Origin of the sequence: Synoicihabitans lomoniglobus, from assembly GCF_029023725.1 — a bacterium.
Lineage (GTDB): Bacteria > Verrucomicrobiota > Verrucomicrobiia > Opitutales > Opitutaceae > Actomonas > Actomonas lomonigloba.
This window is the reverse complement of sequence record NZ_CP119075.1, coordinates 5,059,639-5,082,485: the sequence shown is the minus strand read 5'-3', so window position 1 is coordinate 5,082,485 and position 22,847 is coordinate 5,059,639. Positions and strand designations below refer to the sequence as shown.

20 protein-coding genes are annotated in these 22,847 nt (G+C 60.8%); 18 read left to right on the top strand and 2 right to left on the bottom strand.

Annotation, left to right across the window (positions count from 1 at the left end; all coding sequences use genetic code 11):
* Positions 1 to 118 precede the first annotated feature (118 nt).
* Entirely contained in the window at positions 119 to 454 is a 336-nt protein-coding gene (locus PXH66_RS19530) for a glutaredoxin family protein (RefSeq protein WP_330930827.1), read from the bottom strand.
* 176 nt (positions 455 to 630) lie between these two features.
* The gene (locus tag PXH66_RS19525; RefSeq protein ID WP_330930828.1) at positions 631 to 3,246 is read right to left on the bottom strand and encodes a DUF3857 domain-containing protein; all 2,616 of its coding nucleotides are present in this window, start codon (positions 3,244 to 3,246) and stop codon (positions 631 to 633) included.
* Between the two features lie 180 nt (positions 3,247 to 3,426).
* Between PXH66_RS19525 and recA the strand changes: the two genes are divergently transcribed.
* The 18 genes from recA to atpC all read left to right on the top strand — a co-directional run bounded on the left by recA (position 3,427) and on the right by atpC (position 22,802).
* Positions 3,427 to 4,500 carry a recombinase RecA gene (recA, locus tag PXH66_RS19520; RefSeq protein ID WP_330930829.1) on the top strand — a complete coding sequence of 358 codons (1,074 nt, stop codon included), beginning with the start codon at positions 3,427 to 3,429 and terminating at the stop codon, positions 4,498 to 4,500.
* A gap of 2 nt (positions 4,501 to 4,502) precedes the next feature.
* Complete coding sequence (locus tag PXH66_RS19515; protein ID WP_330930830.1) at positions 4,503 to 5,372, top strand: tetratricopeptide repeat protein; 870 nt, start codon at positions 4,503 to 4,505, stop codon at positions 5,370 to 5,372.
* Positions 5,373 to 5,482: 110 nt separating this feature from the next.
* Positions 5,483 to 6,214, top strand: coding sequence for an ABC transporter ATP-binding protein (locus PXH66_RS19510; RefSeq protein WP_330930831.1), 732 nt, complete (start codon positions 5,483 to 5,485; stop codon positions 6,212 to 6,214).
* A 19-nt stretch (positions 6,215 to 6,233) separates the two neighbouring features.
* Positions 6,234 to 8,597, top strand: a complete 2,364-nt coding sequence (locus PXH66_RS19505; RefSeq protein WP_330930832.1) for an ABC transporter permease — start codon at positions 6,234 to 6,236, stop codon at positions 8,595 to 8,597.
* Between the two features lie 42 nt (positions 8,598 to 8,639).
* Positions 8,640 to 9,893, top strand: a complete 1,254-nt coding sequence (locus PXH66_RS19500) for an efflux RND transporter periplasmic adaptor subunit (protein WP_330930833.1) — start codon at positions 8,640 to 8,642, stop codon at positions 9,891 to 9,893.
* 90 nt (positions 9,894 to 9,983) lie between these two features.
* Complete coding sequence (gene mnmE / locus PXH66_RS19495; protein ID WP_330930834.1) at positions 9,984 to 11,342, top strand: tRNA uridine-5-carboxymethylaminomethyl(34) synthesis GTPase MnmE; 1,359 nt, start codon at positions 9,984 to 9,986, stop codon at positions 11,340 to 11,342.
* Positions 11,343 to 13,238 carry a tRNA uridine-5-carboxymethylaminomethyl(34) synthesis enzyme MnmG gene (mnmG, locus tag PXH66_RS19490; RefSeq protein WP_330930835.1) on the top strand — a complete coding sequence of 632 codons (1,896 nt, stop codon included), beginning with the start codon at positions 11,343 to 11,345 and terminating at the stop codon, positions 13,236 to 13,238. It abuts the gene before it with no gap.
* 96 nt (positions 13,239 to 13,334) lie between these two features.
* Positions 13,335 to 14,054 carry a response regulator gene (locus tag PXH66_RS19485; RefSeq protein WP_330930836.1) on the top strand — a complete coding sequence of 240 codons (720 nt, stop codon included), beginning with the start codon at positions 13,335 to 13,337 and terminating at the stop codon, positions 14,052 to 14,054.
* Positions 14,055 to 14,097: 43 nt separating this feature from the next.
* Positions 14,098 to 15,372, top strand: coding sequence for a sensor histidine kinase (locus tag PXH66_RS19480; RefSeq protein ID WP_330930837.1), 1,275 nt, complete (start codon positions 14,098 to 14,100; stop codon positions 15,370 to 15,372).
* 73 nt (positions 15,373 to 15,445) lie between these two features.
* Positions 15,446 to 16,084 carry a tRNA (guanine(46)-N(7))-methyltransferase TrmB gene (gene trmB / locus PXH66_RS19475; RefSeq protein ID WP_330930838.1) on the top strand — a complete coding sequence of 213 codons (639 nt, stop codon included), beginning with the start codon at positions 15,446 to 15,448 and terminating at the stop codon, positions 16,082 to 16,084.
* An 85-nt stretch (positions 16,085 to 16,169) separates the two neighbouring features.
* Positions 16,170 to 17,078: a F0F1 ATP synthase subunit A gene (locus PXH66_RS19470; protein WP_330930839.1), complete on the top strand. Its 909-nt coding sequence runs from the start codon at positions 16,170 to 16,172 to the stop codon at positions 17,076 to 17,078.
* Between the two features lie 85 nt (positions 17,079 to 17,163).
* Entirely contained in the window at positions 17,164 to 17,379 is a 216-nt protein-coding gene (locus PXH66_RS19465) for an ATP synthase F0 subunit C (RefSeq protein WP_330930840.1), read from the top strand.
* 65 nt (positions 17,380 to 17,444) lie between these two features.
* Positions 17,445 to 17,987: a F0F1 ATP synthase subunit B gene (gene atpF / locus PXH66_RS19460; RefSeq protein ID WP_330930841.1), complete on the top strand. Its 543-nt coding sequence runs from the start codon at positions 17,445 to 17,447 to the stop codon at positions 17,985 to 17,987.
* Positions 17,988 to 18,013: 26 nt separating this feature from the next.
* Entirely contained in the window at positions 18,014 to 18,412 is a 399-nt protein-coding gene (locus PXH66_RS19455; protein ID WP_330930842.1) for a F0F1 ATP synthase subunit delta, read from the top strand.
* Positions 18,413 to 18,466: 54 nt separating this feature from the next.
* On the top strand, positions 18,467 to 19,990 hold the full coding sequence (atpA, locus tag PXH66_RS19450) for a F0F1 ATP synthase subunit alpha (RefSeq protein WP_330930843.1): 1,524 nt from the start codon (positions 18,467 to 18,469) through the stop codon (positions 19,988 to 19,990).
* A gap of 41 nt (positions 19,991 to 20,031) precedes the next feature.
* Positions 20,032 to 20,910, top strand: a complete 879-nt coding sequence (gene atpG, locus PXH66_RS19445; RefSeq protein ID WP_330930844.1) for an ATP synthase F1 subunit gamma — start codon at positions 20,032 to 20,034, stop codon at positions 20,908 to 20,910.
* Positions 20,911 to 20,953: 43 nt separating this feature from the next.
* On the top strand, positions 20,954 to 22,375 hold the full coding sequence (gene atpD / locus PXH66_RS19440; protein WP_330930845.1) for a F0F1 ATP synthase subunit beta: 1,422 nt from the start codon (positions 20,954 to 20,956) through the stop codon (positions 22,373 to 22,375).
* A gap of 13 nt (positions 22,376 to 22,388) precedes the next feature.
* Positions 22,389 to 22,802, top strand: coding sequence for an ATP synthase F1 subunit epsilon (gene atpC / locus PXH66_RS19435; protein WP_330930846.1), 414 nt, complete (start codon positions 22,389 to 22,391; stop codon positions 22,800 to 22,802).
* Positions 22,803 to 22,847 lie beyond the last annotated feature (45 nt).

The following is a 22,847-nucleotide window of genomic DNA, read 5'->3' as shown; positions in this document are numbered from 1 at the left end:
GGGGGAGAGGGAGCAGAAGCCGGGCCGAGTCGGATTTGATCGGCGGCGGAGCGAAAAAAAGGCCGGTCACGCGTGTGCGAGATCCGGCCCTGGACGAGTGCTGGGGACGCGGTCGCGCTTAGAAGAAGCGGATCGTTTTGGCGGCCATCTTGGCGTGTTCCTCGTCGGAACAGCCGGCGTTGGTCACCGCATCGGCTTCGGTGTCGGTCGGTTTCACCAAGTCGTTCGAAATCATGTAGTTTTCGACCTCTTCACCGGAAACATCGGCCAACATGACGCCGTCGATCTCGACGCAGGGTGAGAGAGGTTGACCCGATTTTTGCACCATTTCGGCGTAATTATCGCGATTATTGATGATGTCGATGTCCTCAAAAGGGAGGTCATACTTGGCCATGATGGCGCGCACGCCGTGGGACCAACCGCACTGTGGTTTGAGATAGGCTTTGATATTCATAAGTCGGATTTAGCGGGACAAAAGCTCAGGAAAATAAACGGCGGCAAACGGACCGATCAAGCGGAAGTTTAGCTTCTTTCCATCATTAATTCCACCGGATGCCCAATGAAAACCGCGCCGCATCTCTGGATACCGGGAGCTTTCCGACGAGGACAGTCGGAAACGGTCTCCGCGGATTATCGCACGAATGTATTCCGGACTCGCTGGGAAACGCTGAAATAGGGCACCCAGATTGCCGCCGCCAAGACCTGCCGAATGACCTGGCCAACGGAGAGCGCTTTTTCCTCCGCTTCCAGCAGGTCCAACCTATCGAGAGCCACCGTGTCCAAAATCACGACGACCAGCCCGTAGATGATAACTGCGCGCATGAGCGTGGGCAGGCAGCGATCGCGACGGAAGAACATCACCAAGGTCACCAGCACCAACGCGGTCCAAACCACGTTGGCCAAAACCTCGCCGAGAATGAGCCCGGCCAACGCCATGTTACTCGTTTCGATTCCCGGCGTGGTCAGGGCCACCCACACGTTTTGGTCAAACGCCGCCGCCAGGTCCGTGACCAAGGTCGCGATCAGTCGAAACGGAAAGAACACCAGCCCGAGCGCCGGCAAAATAAGCCAGCCACCGAGTCCGGTTAACTTCGCCGACGGCCCGGCCCCGAGTGGCGGCGGCCGGCGGTGCTGGTGCCGCACCCACCAAACGAGCGCGACCAGGGCCCCGCTGAAGCCGCCGATGGCGATCAAAAACATGAGCAGGTTCGGCGCAAAGGGCGGTTCCTCGATCGAGCCCGCGTCGGTTTGCGGCTTGGTCAACTCCATGCCCAGCAACTCCCTCGCGGCCGCGATATCGCGCACGTAGGTGGGCATGTCTCGAGGCCGCACGTGCGAGGTTTTGGAGGCATAGGTGTGCACGATGGTCAGCCGATTCGTGCCGCCACCATGTGATTGTCGCTGATAATTGAATACATCGGAATCGATCTCCACGTTCGGCAATTCGAGGTCCCACGCGTCCGGCAGTTCCACCACTTGCTCCAAACGTGCCTGCACCGGATGTTCCAAACTCCGGGGCGTGCGCCGGGTGGCGCTCAAGCCGTCGGGCAAATAGGAATTCGTGAGCAGGGCAAACGTCTCCATCCGCCACGTCGACGACTCGGCGATCCAGACCCAGGGCTCCCGGATCGTATACGACTCGACCACCTGCAGGGAGCCATCCGGCATATCCTGCAGCGTAGGCGGCCCATCGATGGTGGCGTCCGGGTAGATATTCGCGTAGTATTCCTGATAGGATTGGCTGATCTGCTCGGGGGTGGAGCCATTGAAGTAGCGGCGCATCGAAACCGCCGCCGCACCGTGGTAAAGGGTCACCACCTGCAAACTCGCCGGCTGGCCGATTCCCTCCAGCCGCAAGCGCTCCCGCGAGTCGATCCGGCGCTGGGCTTCCGTGGGTTGGTCCACCCGCCGTAGTTCCGTTTCGCCTTCGAGCAAAACCAATCCGTATCCATAATCCGGTGCAGCACGTTGCTCCAACGCCCCACGATGCGGCGCCATGGTCGGATCGAGCCAATGCCACGCGCCATCCAGCCGGACCCCGACAATTACATGGTTGAACGCGCTGGGAGAGGGCAACCGGTCACCGAGTTTCTCGCCCACCATCGTGTTTACCAGAACCGGAGCCGCCTCGATGCCCTGCGATCGCAGCAACTGCACGAGAAGCAGGGCCTTGTCCTTACAATCCCCAAAGCGGCGTGCGAAGGTTTCCTCCGGTGGATGAGGTCGATGAGACGAGACGCCCAGCTCGATGCCGAGGTAACGAATCTCGCGTTGGACGTAATCAAGCAGCGCCGCGACGCGATCCTTCCGCGTCGCCAGATCCGCCGGTTGCGACTGAAGCGGCACCCCATTTTCCCGGGGAAGTAGGATTTCTGGATCGAGGGCCTGAGCAACCTCCGCCCGCAACGCCGGCACCGGGGCGTCATTCGCCGCCGCATACAACGGCAACGCCCACTCGACCACACCGGACCACGTTTCAAAAGCAGACAACTCCGCCCACGGATAGGTGGAATACCACGCCGGCGTCCCCTCCTCGTAAACATACGTTGGCACTGCTTTGAGATGCCACGCATACATTTGAAAACCGTCCGCGAAGGTCATGGTCGGCTCCTCTCCCCCCTCCCCTTCCTGGCGATATCGGAGTCGCAGATCCGCCGGAGCCCGCACCCTCGAACGCAAATCACTCACCGGTTGCCCCCACCCCAGCGAAAACGAATCAAAATAGTGACCGCCGAAAACCGGGTTCCGCCCCGTCACCGTGTAGGCGACATCCACCACATCGCCCACCCGCAAATCCGGCAACAAGGTCAACGCGGTGACTTTGCCATTGTAGAGATGCATCGATGATTCGGTTTCCTGTTCCAGATACCGGAACTCCGCCTCCGCCAACCGATCCATCACCTCACCGCCCCGGTGCACATCGATACGGTGAAACGTGACCGTCTGATACTCCGGATCATACGTCGCGGACCAACGTCCCGCTTCCTGCAATCCGCCTTCGCTCATGACCTTCATGGCCACGCGAAAGTAGTCTTCCTGCGCCTGCACATCGACTTGACGGTCATATAACAAATAGTCGGCATCACGCTCCCGGGCCGCCGCCGAAGTCGTGCCGGCATTCTCGAAATCCGGATGCGCCACCACCACCCAATCAGGAGCTGGAGCGAGGGTCACATCGGCCGCAATCGACAACAACTCGCTCGACATCAACAATAAGCCCAAAGCAAGCACTCGTGCGGGTATCATCGCACCAACGCAATCGACCCACCACCCAACCGGCAAGGGGTTCTTGCCGGGAGCAGAAACTCATTTTCACCACGTCAGTTCCGCGTCCGCGCTTGCGCTGAAAGAATCCGGGGCAAAAGTTCGTTTGTTTAGGCAAGCTCGCCCGATATTTCCCAACCTTAACCCCGTCTCACACCGCTCATGGCCCGTAACTCTCCCGCCAAAACCACCGCCGCCGCTCCCGCCAACGAGGTCGCCGCCCGCAAGAATGTCGACCTCGCGATCAGCGCGATCACCAAGCAGTTCGGCGAGGGCTCGATCATGCGTCTGGGCGACAACCACAAGATGAAGGTCGAGACCATCTCGACCGGCTCGCTCGCCATCGACCTCGCCCTCGGCGTCGGCGGCCTGCCGCGCGGCCGCATCGTGGAAATCTACGGTCCGGAATCTTCCGGTAAGACGACCTTCTGTTTGAGCGTCATCGCCGAGGCCCAGCGCAACGGTGGCCTCGCCGCCTTCGTCGACGTCGAACACGCCCTGGACCCGAAATATGCCCGCGTCGTCGGCGTGAATCTTGATGATCTGCTCGTCTCCCAACCCGACTCCGGCGAAGACGCGCTCAACATCACCGAGACCCTCATCCGCTCCAACGCCATCGATGTGATCGTCATCGACTCCGTCGCCGCCCTCGTTTCCAAAGCCGAACTCGACGGCCAGATGGGCGATGCCACCGTCGGCTCGCAAGCCCGCCTCATGTCGCAGGCCATGCGCCGCCTCACTGCCGTGGTCAGCAAGACCAAGTGCATCTGTATCTTCACCAATCAGATTCGCGAAAAGATCGGCGTCATGTTCGGCAGCCCCGAAACCACCCCCGGTGGCCGCGCGCTCAAGTTCTTCTGTTCGGTGCGCATCGACATCCGTCGCCGCGAGCAAATCAAGCAGCCCGACGGCAAGGTCATCGGCAATCGCACCAAGCTCAAGATCGTCAAAAACAAGGTCGCTCCCCCGTTCACCGAGTGCGAATTCGACATCATGTATGACGAGGGCATCTCCGCCAACGGCTCCATCATCGATCTCGGCATCGAGCACAAGATCCTCGAAAAGCGCGGCGCCTGGATTTCCTACAACGGCGACCTCATCGGCCAGGGTCGCGACGCCGCCAAAGCGGCGCTCAAGGAAAAACCCGCGCTCGGCAAAGAGATCATGACCGCCGTGATGGCCAAAGTGAACGTCACCGGCGGCGCCGACATCACCGGCGAAAAAGCCGACGACTAAGCATGAGCATTCGTCACGCCTCGATGCCGATCCGGGCCGCTGCGCTGGCTGCGGCCCTGGCATTGGGCGTGACGGCGGCGCACGCCGACGACGACGTGGTGCAGGCCGCGCCCGTGCTCGTTTCCACCACGGCGGGCGGTCCCCAGTGGGAAACCGTCAAAGAACTCATCGCGTTCGCCGAAGACGGTAATCCCGAGGCGGCATTTCAATACGCTCAACTCCTCGAGGAAGGGAGCGACGACCTCGCGGCCGATCCCGCGAAAGCGATTCGCCTCTACGAACAATCCGCCGCTGCCGGTTACGGCGAAGCGTTGTTTCGCCTCGGCAAAATCAATCACGACGGTCTGCTCGGCCAACGCACCAATTACGTCGCCGCGCTCGACTACTACCAGCGCGCCGCCGCCCTCGGCGTGCCCGAAGCGACCTACAACGTCGGCGCGATGCACGTGAGCGGGCGCGGCACCCGGCGCAACTACACCGAAGGTCTCGCGTGGCTGATGTTGGCCGCCGAGCAGGGCTCCGACCCGGGCTCCGTGGACCAAGTCAAAGAACGCCTGCGCAAGCGCCCGCAGATGATCACCGCCGCCGAGAACCGCCTCGCGGGTCTCAAAGTCGAACTCGCCGCCGGACCGAGCGACGCCACCGATTCAACGGATTCGACCAGCTCGCTGGCCCCAAAACCCGCAGCACCCGCCGTGCTCAAAATCGACGCCCCCAAACCGACGATTCCGAGCAATTCGGTCCGCCCCACCCTGCCCTCCTTCGCGCCCGCCAAACCCTCCATCGGCGTGCCCTCTTTTTCGCTGCCTCGTCCGGCTCCGGCACCCGCGCCAGAGCCCACGGACAAATCGGAGAGCGACCAGCGCCGATAGCCGCCTGCGGTTAGCCAACGCGTGGGGCTGGATTAGCGGCCACGAAATCGGCCGCCCATTATCGGCCCCGTCTTGCGAAGGTGGATCGGTCCGCGTTTGCTTCACCTTCCGTGAACGCACCCGATTCCTCAAACCATCCGCCTTCCCTGCTGACGGCGCGGGGTTTGTCCAAAACCTATGGCTCCGGCCATGCCGCCGTGCATGCGTTGCGCGAGGTCGATCTCGATCTGCCCGGCGGCGAGCTCGTGGTGCTGCTGGGAGCGTCCGGTTCAGGTAAGTCCACTTTGCTGAACCTCGTCGGCGGCCTCGATGCGCCGACTGGCGGTTCACTGCACTACCGGGGCTGGGATGTTGGCCGCGCCGACGAATCCGGCCTCACCGCGTATCGGCGCGATGTGGTGGGGTTTGTTTTTCAGTTCTACAATCTGATCCCCTCGCTCACCGCCCGCGAAAACATCGGTCTCATCACCGAAGTATCGCGCAATCCCATGAGCACCGAGGATGCGCTCGACTTGGTTAATCTCTCCAACCGCGCGAACCATTTTCCCGCGCAGCTCTCGGGCGGCGAACAACAACGCGTGGCCATCGCCCGCGCCATCGCGAAGCGGCCCGAGGTGTTGCTGTGCGACGAGCCGACCGGTGCCCTCGACGTCAAAACCGGCATCATCGTGCTCGAGGCCATTCAACGCATCAACCGCGAGCTCGGCACGTTGACCTTGGTCATCACCCACAACGCGATCCTGGCCAAGATGGCCGATCGCGTTTTCACCATGTCGGACGGGCGCTTGAGTCCGGCCCAGATCAATTCCGATCCGCGGCCGGTGAGCGAACTGGAATGGTAGCGGTCTGATGTTTCAAAGCATGGACCTGCTCGACGTGAAACTCCTGCGCGACCTGCGCGCCTTGAAATCACAGGCTCTGGCTGTCGCGCTCGTCATGGCGTGCGGTCTGGCGATGATGATCATGACGCGCAGCCTCATCCGCTCGCTCGACACCGCGCGCGATGGCTATTACGAGAAACACCACTTCGCCCAGGTCTTCGCCGGCCTCAAACGCGCGCCCGACAGCGTGCGTGATCGCATCGCCGCCCTGCCCGGCGTCGCCGCCGTCGAAACGACGGTCGAGGTGCGCGTCACCCTCGACCTTCCCCATCTGCTCGAGCCCGCATCGGGGTTGATCAATTCCATCCCGGATCGCCGCGATCTGGTGCTCAATCAGCTTTTTCTTCGGCGTGGTCACTTTCTGGATACAGCGAGGCGACATGAGATTCTGGTCAGCGAGGCATTTGCCGAGGCCAATACCCTCGAACCGGGCGATCGCATTGCCGCCATTCTCAACGGCAGCCGTCTGGACCTGCGGGTGGCGGGCATCGTGCTCGCGCCGCAATACGTCTTCGAAGCTCCGCCGGGGGCAGCCCTGCCCGACAATCGCACGTTCGGCATATTCTGGATGCGCAATCAAGAGATCGCCGAAGCCTTCAACCTGGAAGGGGCCTTCAATACGGTCGCCCTCACGCTCGCGCCGGGCGCTTCCGCATCACAGGTTATCGCGGACCTTGATCGCTTGCTTGAGCCCTACGGCGGACTGGGTGCCTATGATCGCAGCGAACATCCGTCGGACATTCGCGTGAGCGACGAAATCCGCGTGCTGGAGGGCCTGTCGTTTGGCTTTCCGTTGGTGTTTCTCAGCGTGGCCGCATTCATGACCCACTCGGTCATGAGCCGCCAGATCGCGTTGCAGCGCGAACAGATCGCGATCCTCAAGGCGTTCGGGTTCACCCACCGCACCATCGCGTGGCATTTCGTGAAATTCGCGCTCGTGATTGTGGTGCTCGGCACCGTGCTCGGCACCACCGGGGGCTTCCTGTTCGGACTGCAATTGGTGGACATGTATCACCTGTTCTTCCGCTTTCCGCGGCTCGATTTCGTGCCCGCCACCAATGCGATTCTGGGGGCGTTGTTGGCCAGTTCCGCCGCCGCGTTGGTCGGAGTCGCCGGAGCCGTGCGCAAGGTCGTGCGCCTCTCGCCCGCCGAGGCGATGCGGCCGGAGCCGCCCGCGAGCTACCGACCGGCATTGGCGGAACGACTGGGCATCTCGCGGTGGTTCTCCGTCACCTTGCGCATGTCCTTGCGCAACCTCGAACGCAAACCCTGGCAGGCTTTCTTCACGACAATCGCCCTCGCGATGGCAACGGGTATCCTCATCATCCCCAACGCGTTTCGGGACGGCATTCGCCACATTCTGGATTTCCAATGGGACGTGGTGCAGCGGCAAACGGTGAGCGTGTCCTTGGTCGAGCCCGGGCCACTTCGCGTCACTCATGACTTCGCGCAACTGCCCGGCGTCGTCCATACCGAACCGTTTCGCTCGGTGGCAGTGGAGTTGCAATCCGGCCACGTCAGTCGGCGGTTGGGCATCAAGGGCCTGGTCCGGGGAGCTCAACTCAACCGCGTCATCGGCACCGACGGGAAGTCTCTGGTGCTGCCCGCAGCCGGCCTCATTATCTCGGCCGCATTGGGCGAATCACTGGACATTCGGCCGGGTGAAAAAGTCACCGTCAATGTGCTCCAGGGCAAACGTCGCTCCATCGATGTAACGGTGGCCGCTTTCGCCGAAGACTTTGCCGGCATCGCCGCTTACATGGAGCTCGGCGCTCTGAACCGACTCCTCGGCGAAGGCGACCGGATCAGCGGCGCCTACCTGACCGTGAAGAAGCGCGATTGGCCCGCATTCTTGAGTGAGCTCAAAGCGACCCCGCAAGCCTCGGGCGTCGTCATCAAAGAAGCCATGCGGCAGAGCTTTCGCGACACGACGGCGGAAAGCATCGGCATGATTCAAGTGCTCTACTCCACCTTCGCCACCGTTGTCGCCTTTGGCATCGTCTACAACAGCGCTCGGATCGCCCTGTCGGAGCGAGCACGCGAACTGGCGACATTGCGCGTGCTCGGATTCAGTCAAAGCGATGTGGGCAGCGTGTTGGTGGGTGAACTGGTGGTGCTCGCCGCGCTCGCGGTGCCCCTCGGGCTGTGGCTGGGCTCGGGCATGGCGTCGACCCTGATCGAAAGCATCAACACCGAGACCGTGCGCCTGCCGCTGATTCTCTCCGCCTCCAACTACGCCTACGCCACCCTCGTCATCACGTTGGCCACGGTGGTTTCCGCCACCATCGCCTGCCGCAAGTTGAACCAACTCGATTTGGTCGGAGCCCTCAAGGCCCGCGAATAACCGCACCGCGAACATATCCATTTTATAACTACACAGAGCACCATGACCGAATCCGCTTCTCCGCCCGCCCCGTTCGACCCCACCGCCGGTGACAACCATCAACGCCGCCGCAAGGGTTGGCGCTATGGGGTCGGGCTTATCCTGATCGCACTGATCGTCGCCGGACTATGGCCGGCGCCGCTTCCCGTCGAGACCAGTGTCGTCACCCGCGGACCGCTGACCGTCACCGTCAACGAGGAAGGCATGACCCAGGTGCGTCATCGATTCGTCGTGTCGAGCCCTGTATCCGGAAGTTTGAGACGCATCGTCCTCAAGCCCGGCGCCATCGTCGAGGCCGGGCGGACCGTGCTGGCCGTGCTGGAACCAGCCGGTGGCGACATTCTCGACGTGCGTTCACGCGCGCAGGCCGAGGCGCGGGTGCGGGCCGCCGAAAGCCAGGTCGCGCAAGCCGAAGCTCAGCGCGAACGGGCGGCCGCCGCGCTGGAGCTGGCCGGCACCGAGGCGTCCCGCCAACGCACCCTGGCCAAGGATCGGCTGGTTTCCCAACAGGAGCTCGACATCGCCATCAATCGCGAACGCACCGCCGCCCAAGAGGATCGGGCGTCGACCTTTGCGCTGCAGGTAGCGCGCTACGAACTCGAACAGGCCCGCGCCGTGCTCATGCGGGGTCAACCGGGCGCGGAGGACTTGGATGCGTTAATGACCATCACATCACCCGTCAGCGGACGGGTGCTGCGGGTGCTGCAGGAAAGCGCCCGCCTCGTCACGGGGGGCACGCCCCTGATTGAGGTGGGCGATCCCACGGATCTCGAAGTCCGCATCGAAGTGCTATCCCGCGACGGCGTCGCGATCGCGACCGGAGCCAACGTGTGGCTCGACCAGTGGGGCGGACCGCAACCCCTGCGCGCGCAGGTGCGCCTCGTCGAACCGGCCGCGTTCACCAAAGTCTCCGCTCTCGGCGTCGAGGAACAACGCGTGAATGTGCTGGCTGATCTGGTCACGCCCGCGACGGAACGCCCCACCCTCGGCGACGGCTATCGCGTCGAAGCTCGAATCGAGCGTGCGACGCGCGAGAACGTGCTGCAGGTCGCCGCCGGGGCGCTGTTTCAACGGGAAAAAACGTGGTCCACTTTCGTGCTCAAAGGGAAACGTGCCACATTGCGTGAGGTCGATGTCGGACTCTCCGACGGCATCATGACGGAAATCACCCGCGGACTGGAACAGGGCGAAACCGTCATCATCTACCCGGGCGATCGCGTGGCCGACGGGAGCCGGGTCGAGCCCATTGATACCTGAGTTCGGGTAGCGCTCGCCTCCGAAAGGCAAAACGAGAACGGCGTTTCGTTTTGCGTCCGGCGCGCAACGCGGTTCGGTCTGCGTATTCGCATGTCCGATTCCTCCGCCACCATTGCCGCTCCCGCCACTCCCGCCGGCACCTCCGCCATCGCGGTGGTGCGGGTGAGCGGCCCCGAATGCGCCGCCTTGGCCGGGGCGATCTTCGACAGTCCCCTGCCCGCTCGCACCGCTTGCCACCACGATTACCGCGACATCGCCGGCCAAACCGTCGACGATGTGCTGGTCACGTTTTTCGCCGGTCCGCATTCCTACACGGGCGAAGACGTCATGGAGATTTCCACCCACGGGAATCCATTGATCTCTCAACTTGTTCTGGACGATCTATTTAAACGTGGGTGCCAACCAGCCGAAGCGGGTGAATTCACGCGCCGAGCGTTTTTGAACGGTCGCCTGGATCTCAGTCAGGCCGAGGCGGTGATGGACCTGATCCATGCGCGCAGTGCCCGGGCCGTGGCGGCCGCCAACCAGCAACTTCGCGGCAGCCTAGGGCAACATATGACGCGGTTGACTGATGAGCTGTTGCTCGCGCTGGCTCGCGTGGAAGCCTACATCGACTTTCCGGAGGAGGATTTACCCGAGGAAGATCGCGGTATTGTCGGCGATATTTTGACGAATGTTCTACGTGGAACGGAACGCCTTCTGGCGACGCATCGCTATGGTGATTTGCTACGTGACGGGATCAAAACCGTGATTCTGGGCGAACCCAACGCGGGCAAGAGCTCGCTGCTCAATACCTTGATCGGTCGCGAGCGCGCCTTGGTTAGCGACGAACCCGGCACGACCCGCGACTACTTGGAGGAAACGGTCATCGTCGGCCCGCACTGCTTGCGGCTAATCGACACCGCCGGGCTCAATCCCACGCCCGGCACGGTGGAGGCCCTGGGCATTCGCAAGACACATGAGCGAATCGAAGAGGCCGACCTGTGCCTGCTCGTGCTGGACTGCACCCACCCTACCCCGCCCTTGCCGGACGACATCGCCGCTCGCTTGCACGCCAACGATACCGTCGTGGTGCTCAACAAAATCGATCTGACGAACCACCAGCCATTGGTCGCCATCGGCCCGGCCGACCTGCCCACCGTGCAAGTCTCCACCCTCACCGGTGCGGGTATCAAAGAGCTTGAAGCCAAGATCACGGAAATCGCCGATCGGCTGCAGCCGCCCGAGGCCGGCGATCAGATCGCCATCAACGCCCGACATGCCGACGCACTGCGGAGAGCCACCGAGTGCCTCGCGACCGCACGCCAAAATCTCATGCCCCTAGGCCCGACCGAGCTCCTCGCGAGCGACCTGCGTGGCGTGCTCGACGCCTATGGCGAGATTGCCGGCCGGATCGATAACGAGGACATGCTCGATCGCCTTTTTTCGACCTTCTGTATTGGTAAATAGATGCTATACAACGATATACCATTCGACGTGATTGTCTGTGGCGGTGGCCATGCCGGCTGTGAAGCCGCGCTCGCCTCCGCCCGGATGGGCGCCTCCACCCTGCTCCTTTCCGGCAATATCGACACCGTCGCCGCGATGAGCTGCAACCCCGCCATCGGCGGCCAGGCCAAGGGACAGATGGTTCGCGAGATCGATGCGCTGGGCGGCGAAATGGCGATCAATACCGATGTCACCGCCATTCAGTTCAGACTCCTCAATGAGTCCAAAGGATTGGCCGTGCAGTCCCCCCGCGCGCAGTCCGACAAGAAGGCGTATCAGTATCGCATGAAGCACACGCTGGAGCTGCAGCCCAACCTGCATCTGTTTCAGGCGACGGTGACCGGGCTCACCCACTCCGGCGGAAAAGTCACCGGCGTTCGGACCAATTTGGATTTGGAGTTCGGCGGCACCACTGTAGTCGTCACCACCGGCACCTTCCTGCGCGGCCTGATGCACATCGGCCAGAACAAGAACGAAGGCGGACGCATGGGCGATTTCACCGCGAAAACCCTTTCAACCAGTTTCGAAGAAGTGGGCATCGAACTCCAACGGCTGAAAACCGGAACGCCGCCGCGGTTATTGGGCCGTAGCTTGGATTTTTCGAAAATGAAGGAACAGCAAGGCGACGCCAAGCCCACCTGTTTTGCGTTCCACGAAACCCGGCAGGACCACGACCTGTTCCACGTGGAACAAACCGGCGAATCCCGCCTTGGCTGGGAACCTGGCACGAACCAGATCTCGTGCTGGATGACTTACACCACGGAGGAAACGGCGCAATTGGTGCGAGACAACCTCACCAAGTCCGCAATGTATTCCGGGGAGATCAGCGGCACCGGCCCCCGTTACTGCCCCAGCATCGAGGATAAATTCGTGCGATTTGCCGACAAGCCGCGCCATTTGCTGTTTATCGAGCCCGAGGGGCGCACCACCAACGAGTTTTACGTGAACGGGCTTTCCACATCGCTGCCCTTCGACGTGCAGATGAAAATGGTCCGCACCGTGCCCGGACTGGAACACGCCGAGCTGCTCCGACCAGCCTATGCCGTGGAATACGATTTTGCGCCACCGACGCAGCTGTTTCCGTCACTCGAGTCCAAAAAACTGGAGAATCTGTTTTTCGCGGGCCAAATCAACGGAACGTCCGGCTACGAGGAGGCCGCATCCCAAGGCCTGATTGCAGGCGTGAATGCCGTCCATAAGGCGAGGGGAGAGCAGCCGCTCGTTTTGGCCCGCCACGAAGGTTATATCGGGGTGTTAATTGACGATCTCGTAACCAAAGGCACCCGGGAGCCTTACCGCATGTTCACCAGTAGAGCGGAGCACCGCTTGCTTTTTAACCACGGCAGTGCCGAGCAAAGGCTGATCCATCACGCGAAGGTCCATGGCTTGGTCGGACCGGAGCGACTGGCGCGTATGGCAGCGAAAAGTGAATCGATTACGCATTGGATTAATACGTTTGAAACCACGCGACCGGGAGGAGGGCAGGGGACTTTTGCGGACTGGATTCGACGAGCAAGTCAGGGTGACGGCGCGTGGCCGGAACTGCCGGAAACCTTCCAACAGCTGCCCACCGAAAGTCGCGACCAGGTGCTTTACCGCGTGAGCTACCGCGGCTACTTGGAGCGGGAAGAGCGTCAGGTCGCAAAACTGGCGCAAACCGAGAAGATTCGAATCCCCTCCGGCTTGAACTACGCCGAAATCAAGGGGCTGCGCCGTGAAAGCGCCCTGAAGCTGACGGAGACCCAACCAGTAAATCTAGGCCAAGCGAGCCGGATCAGTGGAGTTAACCCCTCTGATATCAGCATCTTAATGGTCTTTATCGAAACGCTGCGACGCCAAACGCCTCGTGCCACCTAGGCGTTATTGCATTTAATTTGCGCATGTTGTAACAATTGTGAAACGGCGGTGCTTTCGACTAGGAGTCCGTCATTCAATGGGGTAAATTCTGCCGAAATGCCGGAGACCTCCCGCAAAAAAATCCTAGTCGTCGACGATGAATCCGACGTCGCCGACCTCGTTGCCTACCACCTCAAGGCGAACGGCTTTGCCGTGGAGACGGTGAATGACCCGACCCGCAGCATCGGGTTGGCCCGCTCCTTTATTCCCGACCTCGTGATTCTCGATGTCATGATGCCCGAGATCAATGGCATCCAGATCTGCCGCATGCTTCGGGCCGACCCGAAACTCAAGCAGGTCCCGGTCATCTTTCTCACGGCCAAGGTGGAGGAAAACGATCGCATTCAGGGCCTCGAAAACGGTGCCGACGACTATATCTGCAAGCCATTCAGCACCAAGGAACTCGTTTTACGCGTGCAGAACATCCTGCGCCGCACGACCGAGCGACCCATTGATGCGCCACCGAAACTCATTACCGGTGGTATCGAACTCGATATCGAGCGCCATGAGGTGAAAATCAATGAGGAGGTCGTGGAGCTGACGGCCACAGAGTTCAAATTGCTGCATCTGCTGATGGAACGACGCGGTCGGGTCCAGACGCGCGAACACTTGTTGATCAACGTTTGGAACTACGAAACCGAAATCGAGACCCGCACCGTGGACACCCACGTGCGCCGGTTGCGCGAGAAACTCGGCGACGAAGCCGAATGGATTGAAACTATCCGCGGGGTAGGCTACCGGATGGCTGAACGTCGGGCCCAAGAATCTTCCGCCTAATCCGGCGGGATTCGCGTCAGCGCCCGCTACGTGCGCTCATCGCATGCTCCTCACCATCACCATCGCGCTCTCCGTCGCCCTTTTGCTCACGGTGAGCAAATTGGTTAACCATCGCCGCGCGTTGCGCAGTCTACGTCTCGCCTTGAGTCGGCGTCAGCCCTTCCTGCGCGACGCCACTCCCGGAGCATCCGGCCATGACTGGGACGCGTTCTGCTCGACGGCCAACGAGCTGATCACTGAGGTCGTCACCCTCAAAAAGCAGCAATCCGGCCAGCTCACGCAACTCGAAGCCACCCTGGGAAACCTGCAGGAGGCGGTGCTGGTGGTCGACGACCGAAATCACATTCTATTGGCGAACAACGCCTTGCAGGCCATCTTCCCCAAAGCCACCCGGATCATCGACCAGCGACTTGAGGTGGTGCTGCACAGTGTGGCGTTTCTCAACTACGTGGACGCGGTGCGCAAAGGGCAGGGGAGTCCGCAGCATACGGTGGAGTTTGTAGATGATACCGACACGCGCTGGGTCGAAGTAACGGGATCCACCATCCCTTCCCAGGACGGCAGCAAGGGCAAGTGGGCCCTCTTCGTTCTCCACGATATTACCCGTCAAAAACGACTGGAATTGGTGCGCAAAGAGTTTGTGGCCAACGTCTCCCATGAACTGCGCACGCCATTGAGTGTGATCAAAGGCTACGTGGAAACCTTGGTGGACGGCCATCACGACATGGAACTGTCGGATCGATCGCGCTTCCTGGCCACGATCCAGCGGCATACGGAACGACTGAACTCCCTGCTGGAAGATCTGCTGACTCTTTCCCGCTTGGAATCCATCAATCCCGGACTGCAACGGGAGTCGACGTCGTTGCGTTCGCTCGTTGGGAGCATCGTGGACGACTACCGCAGTCGCCCCGCGGCCCAAAACCATGTAATCGATTCCGAAATTGATCCGGCCATCGAGCCCCTGCTGATCGACCCCCTGAAGCTTACTCAAGTTTTCGAGAATCTGCTCGATAATGCCCTCAAATACACGCCGCCCGGCTCGACGATCACCATCGCGGCCCGCCGCCGCACCGAGGAAGTGGAAATCAGGGTCAAAGACACCGGACCCGGCATCCCCCAAGCCGACCTCCCCCACATTTTCGAACGTTTTTACCGCGTCGAGAAAGGGCGTTCCCGGGAAAAAGGCGGCACCGGGCTGGGGCTCAGCATCGTCAAACACATCATTCAATTGCATGGAGGCCGCGTGCGCGCCGAAAGCCAGCTCAACGAAGGCATGACGTTTGTGCTGACGATTCCCTCGTCCAAAACCAGCAACTGATTTTGGCGGGGCAGGGGAGGGCGGCGACGGTTGAACCTTGCGCGCCCGACCTCCGGACGCTTTTACCGCGCCCATGTCGATCGAAGACGCCCATGCCATCCACCAACAGCGCGTCACCGCCTTGCACACCACGCTGGCTCAGGTGCCGCTGGACAGTCCGGCGCTGACTTTGGAAATCGGGTGCGGACACGGGCACTTCCTTACCGCCTACGCGGCCGCCCACCCCGGCGAGCACTGTCTGGCCATCGACATCATCAAGGAACGCCTGGAGAAAGCCGCCCGCAAAACCGACCGCGCCGAGCTGACCAACGTATCGTGGATTCGCGCCGCAGCAGAGGATCTCGTGGAGGCTCTGCCCGCCGGGGTCCGGTTTAATCGCAACATTTTCGTGCTGTTTCCCGATCCGTGGCCCAAACGGCGCCACTGGAAAAACCGCCTCATACAGCCCGCTTTTCTCGATACGCTTGCGCAACTTTCCGCGGCTTCGACCCGGCTCTGTTTTCGGACCGATCATGCGCCGTATTTTGCGTCAGCCCGCGACACGGTCGACGCCCACCCTCGCTGGCGACTGACTCCCGAGGAATCCTGGCCATTCGAACAAACGACGGTTTTCGAACAAAAAGCTGCCTCGTTTCAGTCGTTCATCGCTCGGCCAATCGAGAATACGGAAACCCCGGCCGAAATCGAAACGAAGTCGGCAACGTCAAATTAGCAGCGACATACAGCCTTTTTGCCCGTGCTAATGATTCGCCACGTCTAGGTTACAATTCTTTCGGAGGTTGACGCCTTAACGGGCCATGCCCTACGACAACCGATTCGAACCTTTCCAGCTGTTCCGAGTGATCTCTCCACGACTATCCAAAACCCTCATCGGCCTCGCGACCTTAACCAGTCTCGCTCCGGCTGCGCATGCCAAGGTTGAACCGAACGCTGCCGTATTCGAAGTCTTCGGTCTGCCCGTAACCAGCAGCATCATCACCACCTGGGTCGTCGCCTTGGCTCTCTTACTGGTGGTGCGCATTGCCATCGGGGCAAAACCAACCTTGGTGCCATCGCGCGGGCAAGCCGTCGTAGAGGGACTGTTAACCGGCGTCCGCGACCTCGTCGCCCCCATTGTGGGCAAGAAGGTCGCTCCCGCCGCCCTGCCGCTGTTGCTGACGCTGTTCACCTTCATCTTGATCCACAACTGGTCCGGACTGTTGCCCGGTGTCGGCACGATCGGCATGGAATCGCACGGTGCCGACGGCGCACACCACTTCTCGGCTTTCATCCGCCCGTTCAGCGCTGACATGAACGGCACCATCGCCATCGCGTTGGTCGCCATGGCCGTCTGGCTCTACCTGATCCTGCGTTACGCCGGCCCCAAACTCATCCTCCACGACCTCTTCGGCAACAAGGCCGACAAGAGCGAAGTGCCAGCCGCCATCTACTACTTCCTCACGTTGATCTTTCTCGCCGTGGGTGTGATCGAAATCATCTCGATCGCGATTCGCCCCGTTTCGCTCTCATTCCGACTGTTCGGCAATGTCTACGGCGGCGAAAATCTGCTCCACGGCACGGGATTCATTTTCCCCTTCTACTTCCTCGAGCTGTTGATCGGCCTCGTGCAGGCGCTCGTCTTCACATTGCTGGTTTCGGTTTACATCGGCTTGATCTGCAACCACGGCGATGATCACGAGGGCGAAGCCGCCCACGCCGATCACTAAACCCTGCCCAACCCTTTCCCACTGGGAGCATACCAAAGCGCGTGCACAGCGGGTCCTCCAACCACACCAAACAAACACATCTAAAATGATCGATATTCTCGCTCAAGCTACCGGCATCGGTGGCAACCTCCACATCGCAATCGGCGCCGGCGCCGCCGCCATCGGCGTAGGCATGATCGGCACCAAGGCCGTTGAGGCCGTCGGCCGCAACCCTGGCGCCAGCGGTAAGATCCTCGTCCAATCCATTCTCGGCATGGCTCTCGCCGAAGCGGTCGCGTTCTACGTGATCTTCCTCGCCTGATTCTTTTCACTTCCGGTGCGTTCAACCTTTCCGGTTGAGACGCACCGGCCATTTTCCTCCGCGACATGAACCTGATTTTCGCTGCAGCCGACGCCGCCGGCAAACTCCACGACATCCAGTCCACATTTGGCATCGAAGGCAAATACCTGCTCATGCAGGTCATCAGCTTCTCGATTCTGGCCTTTGTGCTGTATCGGTTCTTCTTCAAGCCGGTGCTCGCCACCGTCGACGAGCGTAACGCGGAGATCGCCACGAGCCTCGCCAACGCCGAAGCGATGAAAGCCAAACTTGAAGCCGCCACGGCCGAGAGCGCGGACATCATCAAACAAGCCCAGGGTGAAGCCGGCAAAATCATCGACCAAGCCCGGGTCTCCGCCAAGGAGTTCATGGAACGCCAGACTCAGGAGGCCACCGTCAAAGCCCAGGACATTATCGCCAAGGCCCAACACTCCACCGAGCTCGAACATCGCAAGATGGTCGCCGAGGCGCGCAGCGAAATCGCTCGCTTGGTCGTGAGCACCACCCGCCAAGTGCTCGCCAAGGAACTCTCCGACGCCGACCGTCAGCGCTTCAACGAAGCCGCCGCCAAGGAGCTCACGCTCGCCTGACTCGCTCCGATTAACTGACCTTCACCGTGGCCCAAGCCTCCAAACAAATCCAGCAACTCACCAAACAGCTCACGGCGCTCAGCCTTGATGCCCAAGGCGCGGTCGATGCCGAACGCGTCGCCGGAGTGCTGGCCTATCTGGAAAAGCACCCGCCCGCCAAACCCATGGCGGTCCTCAAGGCGTATCAACGTCGCATCGCCACCGAGCTCAGTAAAACCCACGCCATCGTGGAACACGCTGGCAGTATCTCGGATGCCGTGCTCGGCGCCATTGGTGGTGCCCTGACCCAAAAATACCACCGGCATATCACTGCGACGGGCAAACAGAATGACAGCTTGATCGCTGGTTTGCGCGTCCGCATCGCCGACGACGTTTACGAATCCACCGTCAGCGGCCAACTCGACGCCCTCGCCGAGTCGCTCTGATTCACCTCCCCCTTTACTAAACTCCTCCTCCTTCAACCGCGTCCCCGCGCCGCTATGAGCACCGTCCTCGAACAAATCGAATCCCAGATCGCCAACCTTTCCAACAAGGCGGTCAAAAAGAACACCGGCACCATTCGCACCGTCGCCGACGGCGTGGCCAAAATCGATGGCCTCTCCGACGTCATGTATAACGAGATGGTGCAATTTCCCGGCGGCGCCATCGGCATCGCGCTGAATCTCGAGGAAGACGAGGTCGGCACCGTCGTGCTCGGTGACGTCTCCGCCCTCAAAGAAGGTGACGAAGTGCTCACCACCGGCCGACTCCTCTCCGTCCCCGTTGGCAAAGGCTTGCTCGGACGCACGGTCGATGCTCTCGGCAATCCCGTTGACGGCAAAGGCCCGATCGAGTCGTCCGAAACTTATCCGGTTGAGCGCATCGCTCCCGGTATCATCGCTCGTAAATCCGTTGACCAGCCCCTCTTCACCGGCATCCAAGCCATCGACTCGATGATCCCAATCGGTCGCGGACAACGCGAATTGATCATCGGCGACCGCGGCACCGGCAAGACCACCATCGCGATCGACTCCATCATCAACCAGGCCAAGATCAACAAAGTCGGTCTCGCTTCAGGTGATAAAAACTTCCGTCCCGTCTATTCGATCTACGTCGCCGTCGGCCAGAAGAACTCCAACATCGTTCGCACCCTCGCCGCGCTCGAAGAAGCGGGCGCGCTCGAATACACCATCATCGTCGCGGCCCCCGCCGCCGACAACCCGGCCAATCAATACCTCGCGCCCTTCTCCGGTGCCGCCATGGGCGAATGGTTCATGGAAAACGGCATGGATGCACTCATCGTTTATGATGACCTCTCCAAGCACGCCGTCGCCTACCGCCAGATCTCGCTGATCCTAAAGCGTCCGTCCGGCCGTGAAGCCTACCCGGGTGACGTTTTCTATCTCCACAGCCGCCTCCTCGAGCGCTCCGCTCGTCTCGATGGCAAGGGTTCGCTCACCGCACTCCCGATCATCGAAACCCAGGCCGGCGACGTTTCGGCCTACATTCCGACCAACGTGATCTCGATCACCGACGGTCAGATTTTCCTCGAAACCGATCTCTTCAATCAAGGCATCCGCCCGGCGGTATCGGTCGGTCTCTCCGTCTCGCGTGTGGGTTCCGCCGCTCAAATCAAGGCCACCAAGCAAGTCGGTGGTAAGCTCAAGGGTGAGTTGGCTCAGTTCCGTGAACTGGCCGCCTTCGCTCAGTTCGGTTCCGACCTCGATGCCAAGACCAAGGCCCAACTCGATCGTGGTAACCGCATCGTCGAGCTGTTCAAGCAACCCGCCTTCAACCCGATTCCCATCGAGCAACAAGTTGTCACACTCTGGGCACTCCAGAAGGACTATTACGCCAAGACCGACATTTCCAAGGTTACGGCCGCGGCGGTGTCCCTTCGCGAGTTCTTCGCCACCCGCCAGGATGCGCTGCTCACCAAGGTGCGCGAAACCGGCAAACTGACCGACGAAATCGAAGCCGAACTCAAATCCGCCTGCGACGAGTGGGCCGCCACCCAAGGTTGAGAGCGTCTCCGCGAATCAATCGTTTCAAGCTGAACAAATAGATGGCTTCCACTCGCGACATCCGCCGACGCATCAAGTCGGTCAAAAACACTCGCCAAATCACCAAGGCGATGGAGTTGGTCGCCGCGTCGAAGATGAAGAAGGCGCAGGCCGCCGCCGTTGCCGGCCGCCCCTACGCCGTCCTCATGTCCGACATGCTCGCCGCCTTGGCATCCAAGGTCGACGGCACGCTGCACCCCTTCCTCCAGCCCCGCGAAGTCAAAACCCGCGGTATCCTCCTTGTCACTACCGACAAGGGACTGTGCGGTCCGCTCAATGCCAACCTCTTCAAACTGGTCAGCGACATCAAGGATGACGCCAAGTTCGTGGTGGTCGGTCGCAAGGGCTCCCAGTTCCTCGCCCGCAGCAAACGCAACGTCATCGCTGATTTCGGCCTGCACGACAAAGTGCCGTTCCATGAGATCAAGGTGATTGGTGACCACATGATCGAACTCTTCCTCCAAGGAGAAATCGACACCATCGAGGTCATTTATCCCCGGTTCAAGAACACGCTGATTCAGGAACCCACGCACCGTCCGATCCTCCCTTTGGACAACTTGCGCGATTTCGTTAAAACCCTCGCCGACGAAGGCGCGGAAGAGCGGGCCAAAGAACTCGCCGATGACCGCCAGATGATCTTCGAGCCTGACGCCCAGACGGTGCTGGAAGCCCTGCTGCCGTTCTACGTCAATCGCTACCTTTACCAACTCGCCCTCTCCACCAAGGCCTCCGAGCACAGCGCTCGCATGGTCGCCATGAAGACCGCGAAGGACAATGCATCCAATCTCCTCGATGACCTGACGCTGGAATACAACAAAGCCCGTCAGGCCGCCATCACACAGGAAATCCTCGAAATCGCCGCGGCCCAATTCTCCGCCTGATTCCACCCTTTCAACAACCTCCACTCCGAACCGTCCGCCCGTCATGAGCAATCTCGGCAAAATCGTCCAAGTCATCGGCCCCGTCGTCGACGTCCAATTCGCCGCCAACAGCATTCCCGCCATTTACCAAGCCCTCACCGTGGCGTTTGAGGTCAATGGCAAGAAGGAACTCCTCACCCTCGAGGTCCAACAACACTTGGGCGAAGGCGTCGCCCGCTCCATCGCGATGTCCTCCTCCGAAGGACTCAAGCGTGGTATGGAAGTCGTGGATACCGGTTCCCCCATCACCGTGCCCGTCGGCGAAGGCGTGCTCGGCCGCATCTTCGACGTCACCGGCACCCCGGTGGACGATCGCGGCGATGTGCCGCACGAAAAGCGCTACCCAATTCATCGCCCGGCTCCCGCTTTGGTGGACCAGGATACGAATGCCGACATTCTCGAGACCGGTATCAAAGTCATCGACCTCATCGCCCCCTTCACCAAGGGCGGTAAGGTGGGCGCCTTCGGTGGTGCCGGCGTCGGCAAGACCGTCGTCATCATGGAGCTCATCAACAACATCGCCAAGGCGCACGGTGGTTACTCCGTGTTTGCCGGGGTGGGGGAGCGCTCCCGCGAAGGTAATGACCTCTACCACGAAATGTCCGATGCTGGCGTGATCGACCAAGAAAACATCGCCAACTCCAAGGTTGCCCTCGTTTACGGTCAGATGAATGAACCGCCTGGTGCCCGTATGCGCGTGGCGCTGTCAGCGTTGGCGATGACCGAGTATTTCCGCGATGAGAAGAATCAGGACGTGCTGCTTTTCGTCGATAACATCTTCCGTTTCTCCCAAGCCGGTTCGGAAGTGTCCGCGCTGTTGGGTCGTTCCCCGTCGGCCGTGGGTTATCAGCCCACGCTCTCCAACGAAATGGGTCTGCTCCAAGAGCGTATCACCTCCACCAAGAAGGGCTCCATCACGTCCTTCCAGGCGGTATACGTGCCGGCCGACGATCTCACCGATCCTGCGCCCGCCAACACCTTTGCTCACTTGGACTCCACGATCGTATTGGAACGCGCCATTGCCGAGCTCGGTATTTACCCGGCCGTCGATCCGCTCGCCTCCGTGTCCAAGGCACTCGAACCCGCGGTGGTCGGTGACGAGCACTACGCCGTCGCCCGCGAGGTCCAACGCGTGTTGCAACGCTACAAGGACCTGCAGGACATCATTGCGATTCTCGGTCTCGATGAGTTGTCCCCTGACGACAAATTGACCGTCTACCGCGCCCGTAAGATTCAGCGCTTCCTCTCGCAACCGTTCCATGTCGCCGAAGTCTTCACCGGCGCTCCCGGTAAATACGTCGGCGTCAAAGACACCGTCCGCGGTTTCAAAATGATCCTCGACGGCGAACTCGACCACATTGCCGAAGGCGACTTCTACATGAAGGGCTCGATCGACGAAGTGCTCGAAGCCGCCGGTAAGAAATAAGGAGCTCCTTTTCATGCCTTTGACTCTCGAAATCGTTACCCCGGAAGCCCGGGTCTATTCCGACACCATCGACAATGTTGTTATACCTACGGTCGAAGGCGAAATTGGAATTCTACCCGGTCACTTGCCTCTGCTCTCGCAGGTTTTAGACGGAGAGCTGCGTGTAACCAAAGGCACCAACGTCGAGGCTCTGATCGTGGGCGACGGTTTTGTCCAAGTCCAAGGGGATAAGGTTTCAGTGCTGGCGGAACATGCCATTGAAGAAAGTGCCATCGACCAAGATGCGGTGGAAAAGGCCTGCGCCCGAGCACAACTGGCCTTGGAAGAGGCCAAGAATAGTAAGATCGATCCGGCCGAAATTGAACGACTGGAGAGTGTCGTCCGGTTTTCCGTCGCACAACTTTTTGCCAAGAAACGCAAACGATAGGCCTGAAGATTCGATATTTCGCAGAACACCGGTCCCTCTGGCCGG

What these genes read in the sequence shown, in the direction of transcription:
- mnmE (WP_330930834.1), top strand. Translation starts at nt 9,984, where the DNA reads ATGTCCGATTCCTCCGCCACCATTGCCGCTCCCGCCACTCCCGCCGGC.
- atpA (WP_330930843.1), top strand. Translation starts at nt 18,467, where the DNA reads ATGAGCACCGTCCTCGAACAAATCGAATCCCAGATCGCCAACCTTTCC.
- mnmG (WP_330930835.1), top strand. Translation starts at nt 11,343, where the DNA reads ATGCTATACAACGATATACCATTCGACGTGATTGTCTGTGGCGGTGGC.
- atpD (WP_330930845.1), top strand. Translation starts at nt 20,954, where the DNA reads ATGAGCAATCTCGGCAAAATCGTCCAAGTCATCGGCCCCGTCGTCGAC.
- PXH66_RS19500 (WP_330930833.1), top strand. Translation starts at nt 8,640, where the DNA reads ATGACCGAATCCGCTTCTCCGCCCGCCCCGTTCGACCCCACCGCCGGT.
- PXH66_RS19485 (WP_330930836.1), top strand. Translation starts at nt 13,335, where the DNA reads ATGCCGGAGACCTCCCGCAAAAAAATCCTAGTCGTCGACGATGAATCC.
- PXH66_RS19515 (WP_330930830.1), top strand. Translation starts at nt 4,503, where the DNA reads ATGAGCATTCGTCACGCCTCGATGCCGATCCGGGCCGCTGCGCTGGCT.
- recA (WP_330930829.1), top strand. Translation starts at nt 3,427, where the DNA reads ATGGCCCGTAACTCTCCCGCCAAAACCACCGCCGCCGCTCCCGCCAAC.
- PXH66_RS19470 (WP_330930839.1), top strand. Translation starts at nt 16,170, where the DNA reads ATGCCCTACGACAACCGATTCGAACCTTTCCAGCTGTTCCGAGTGATC.
- PXH66_RS19465 (WP_330930840.1), top strand. Translation starts at nt 17,164, where the DNA reads ATGATCGATATTCTCGCTCAAGCTACCGGCATCGGTGGCAACCTCCAC.
- trmB (WP_330930838.1), top strand. Translation starts at nt 15,446, where the DNA reads ATGTCGATCGAAGACGCCCATGCCATCCACCAACAGCGCGTCACCGCC.
- PXH66_RS19530 (WP_330930827.1), bottom strand. Translation starts at nt 454, where the DNA reads ATGAATATCAAAGCCTATCTCAAACCACAGTGCGGTTGGTCCCACGGC.
- PXH66_RS19525 (WP_330930828.1), bottom strand. Translation starts at nt 3,246, where the DNA reads ATGATACCCGCACGAGTGCTTGCTTTGGGCTTATTGTTGATGTCGAGC.
- PXH66_RS19505 (WP_330930832.1), top strand. Translation starts at nt 6,234, where the DNA reads ATGGACCTGCTCGACGTGAAACTCCTGCGCGACCTGCGCGCCTTGAAA.
- PXH66_RS19480 (WP_330930837.1), top strand. Translation starts at nt 14,098, where the DNA reads ATGCTCCTCACCATCACCATCGCGCTCTCCGTCGCCCTTTTGCTCACG.
- atpC (WP_330930846.1), top strand. Translation starts at nt 22,389, where the DNA reads ATGCCTTTGACTCTCGAAATCGTTACCCCGGAAGCCCGGGTCTATTCC.
- atpF (WP_330930841.1), top strand. Translation starts at nt 17,445, where the DNA reads ATGAACCTGATTTTCGCTGCAGCCGACGCCGCCGGCAAACTCCACGAC.
- atpG (WP_330930844.1), top strand. Translation starts at nt 20,032, where the DNA reads ATGGCTTCCACTCGCGACATCCGCCGACGCATCAAGTCGGTCAAAAAC.